Origin of the sequence: Neochlamydia sp. TUME1, from assembly GCF_000813645.1 — a bacterium.
In the GTDB taxonomy this organism is placed as follows: domain Bacteria; phylum Chlamydiota; class Chlamydiia; order Chlamydiales; family Parachlamydiaceae; genus Neochlamydia.
In genome coordinates, this window is the sequence record NZ_JRXI01000079.1 from 1 (window position 1) to 3,346 (window position 3,346).

Below are 3,346 nucleotides of genomic sequence, written 5' to 3' on the forward strand. Positions count from 1 at the left end.
GTCTTGCTTTATTTATCGGGGGCTGCACTTAGCGAAGAAGATAAGCAGCGCGGAGAAGAAGAATTAAAAAGCTTATGCTTAAGATGTAAAAATTTCACAATCTATGTGTCTGATGATGGACAATACTTAAACACACATCTAAAGGAAACTACTGCTATTATGAAAGCGAGCCAAGCAGGTAAGTGTATTCTTACATGAGAATGTAGTTACTTATTTTGACCCGATTTAACCTATAAATCTTCTTTATCACAGTAGTTTTAGAAAGAGAAGTTGTTTATTTTCTTTCTGTGCTAACCCAAAAAGCCGAAAAATTAAAAAGTTTAGTTGATGAGGATGAGAATTTGCTAAAAATTAAGAGTTTTAGAGCAGGGGGTACCTTTCGAGATAGGGTTTTGCAGCAATTAAAAGAGAAAATAAGCTTTTTTAGCCTGGATTAAAACGTTTGGGAGAATTCTAAGCGAGTAATTAGTTGTAAATTAAACGTATGTTATAACTACTTCAATATACAATGGCGTTAAAACAATCTCCCAAACGCTTTTAAGATAATTGTGGCCAAGCTTACCATCATTCCTCATATGGCCAATATGGGGATTCTATCGCTTAGCATCTTTTGATTTTAAGTTTTGGTCCAATGAGTTAGGCCTTTTCTTTGCCCGGAAATATAGTGGTTTAAATTTTAAATTTCTAGTCATTAACATATACTTAAAAAAGAGTAATCAATGGTTTGAGCAAGAGTCGAAAACTTAGTACTACAGTGGTAATAAAAAATATAGTATGCTATTTTATTTGTTAAATAGGGAGGTAAGGTATGGAATTGAAAGCAATAAACCAAACTATAAAACAAAAAAAAGAAGAGCTAGCTCTATTTTTAAGGCCTTTTTTTAGTCGAGAAGAAGCTAGACAAGTAGCTTTGCAATATACATGGGGGTTAATGAGCAAAGCAGAACGTAAAAACACCTGGCAATTGGCAGAAGAGGTCGGTTTACAAACCCCGTATGCTTTTCAACATCTACTACGCCGTGGTTTATGGCAAGCAGATGCCATCAGAGATAGGTTGCAAATGGAAGTGTTGAAAGATAAAGAAGGCGGTATACTAGCTATAGATGAGACGGGATTTTTAAAGAAAGGTAAGCATTCAGCAGGAGTGGCAAGACAATATAGTGGAACAGCAGGAAGAATTGAAAATTGCCAAGTAGGGGTTTTCCTTTCCTATGCAACTAGCCAAGGCCACGTACTAATTGATCGAGAGCTATATATCTCTGAAGAATGGTTTTTAGATGAAGAACGTAGAGCAAGAGCTGGTATACCTAAAGAAGTTAAATTCAAAACGAAAATACAATTAGCCATGTTGATGCTACAGAGAGCTTTCGGCCATGGGATCAGGCCCTCTTGGGTATTGGGAGACGAGGTATATGGAGTTTATCCCTTAAGAGCTTATCTAGAGAAAGAATGCTGCCCTTATATATTAGCTGTACCCTCTAACTACCATGTGAGCGTAGATTTTGATCGAAGTCCAGTCAGCCACTTTCTTGCAGAAATTAAGCCAAAAGATTGGCAGAGTTTATCGGCAGGAAAAGGAGCAAAAGGCGAGCGCTATTATCATTGGTATCGTCTAGAAGTCAATTCAGATAGCCCTGAAGGGTGGACACGTTGGCTTTTATTAAGGCGTAACATGAAAGAGCCTCGCGATGTAGCTTATTATATAGCTTGTTGTCCCAATAATGTTACTTTACAAGATATGGCCAAAGCTGCAGGAAGTCGTTGGACGATCGAGGAATGCTTTGAAGCTTCTAAAGGAGAAATTGGGCTTGACCACTATGAGGTGAGAAGCTACACAGGCTGGTATCGACACATGACGCTTTGTTTATTAGCTTTAACTTTCCTTTCGGGCTTGCGCGATGCTTTCAACCTACTGGAGAAGAAAAAAAAAGCTCGTCGACTTCATATGAAGAAGTTTCTAAAAGTACGGAATTTAATTTAATTAGATATACCTTACAAGAAGCTAGGCGTTTAGTGATATATGCACATACCTCTTCAAGCGATGCTGGAGCTATTGGTTAGAATGGTCTAATTGGCGTCGTAAGCATCAAGCGAGTGCTTGTTACTACCATTATCAAAGGCAAAGAAAGCTATGTTTACATTTACCACTGTAGTATTAGAGGATATCTTAAAACCTCCTATTTTGCCTCATTCATCTACTTTATCAAATACCTAATAGGTTGATACAAAACAGCTTATTTAAGATAATATTCGAGAGAAAAGGGAGGTAAAGATGAGCAATGCATACCCTAGTCATTTATCAGATCGTGAATGGGAAGCCATTAAAATTTACTTTGAAGTAGATTACAGCAAAGGAGGCAGGCCCTTTAAACATACAAAAAGAGAACTATTGGAAGCTATTTTTTATGTCTTAAGAACCGGTTGCCAGTGGCATTATCTACCCAAAGACTTTCCGCATTGGAAAACGGCTTACACTTACTTTAAGAAGTGGAAAGACGCACATTTGTTTGAGAAAATCAATCATCATTTAAGGAAAAAATTAAGAGTTATAATGGGGAGGAACCTCGATCCAAGCGCTGCCATTGTCGATAGCCAGTCAGTTAAAACAGTAGAAAGTGGGGGCTTTCAGGTTATGATGGAGCTAAAAAGGTTAAGGGACGTAAAAGGCACATTGTAGTGGATACGCAAGGCTTTTTATTAACATGCTATGTAGGGGCAGCTGACGAAAACGATCGAACGGCCTTAATTAAGCTGCTAGACAAATGCAAAAGCCTGTTTTCAACTATCACCAAGGTTTGGGCGGATATGGGCTATCAAGGCACTGTATTAAAGCAAACCTGCCAAGATCAGTATAACATTGATTTTGAGATCGTTAAAAGACCTCCTCGTAGATTTTGGGTACATGAGGATAAAATAGAAGAATTTTTAAAAACCATTGATTTAAGCTTTAAAGTCCTGCCCAAGAGGTGGATTGTAGAAAGGACTTTTGCATGGATTGGGCGTAATCGAAGAACTTCAAAAGACTATGAGTACCTAACAACTACGAGTGAAAATTGGATTTATTTATCGATGATTAGACTGATGTTAAAGCGAATTGATAAGTTAAAAGAGAGGTTTTAAGATATCCTCTTATACGCTTTTAAAAAACTTAGTCTGCATGCCCAACCCTCTAAAAGATGCCTCTCTGCTTAACAAAAGGGATTTTATGAAGTATAGGAGTACATAAGGAGTAGCTCAAAAGCGTATTACTTATGTTTGCTGCCACAATCTTTTTAAAATTAGCCCAAAAGGTTTCAATAGGGTTTAGATCTGGAGAATAAGGCGGTAAAAATAAAATCTCACACCA

General features: G+C 37.4%; 4 protein-coding genes. 3 read left to right on the plus strand and 1 reads right to left on the minus strand.

Annotation, left to right across the window (positions count from 1 at the left end; all coding sequences use genetic code 11):
- The 3 genes from DB41_RS11890 to DB41_RS11200 all read left to right on the plus strand — a co-directional run.
- Positions 1 to 198 (plus strand): hypothetical protein (locus tag DB41_RS11890; RefSeq protein WP_039384316.1); only part of this gene is annotated, 198 nt, incomplete at its 5' end.
- A gap of 610 nt (positions 199 to 808) precedes the next feature.
- Entirely contained in the window at positions 809 to 1,981 is a 1,173-nt protein-coding gene (locus DB41_RS03415) for an IS701 family transposase (RefSeq protein WP_052243852.1), read from the plus strand.
- 291 nt (positions 1,982 to 2,272) lie between these two features.
- Positions 2,273 to 3,120, plus strand: a protein-coding gene (locus DB41_RS11200) for an IS5 family transposase (RefSeq protein WP_155117561.1) whose coding sequence is annotated in 2 segments (ribosomal slippage) — positions 2,273 to 2,642 and positions 2,642 to 3,120 — 849 coding nt in all. Because the reading frame shifts where the segments join, the coding sequence is not laid out codon by codon here.
- Between the two features lie 49 nt (positions 3,121 to 3,169).
- Here the strand turns inward: DB41_RS11200 and DB41_RS12090 are convergent.
- On the minus strand, positions 3,170 to 3,346 hold a 177-nt coding region (locus tag DB41_RS12090; RefSeq protein ID WP_202965109.1), incomplete at its 5' end, for a transposase.

Coding starts and splice junctions, on each gene's coding strand:
- DB41_RS03415 (WP_052243852.1), top strand. CDS start 809: ATGGAATTGAAAGCAATAAACCAAACTATAAAACAAAAAAAAGAAGAG.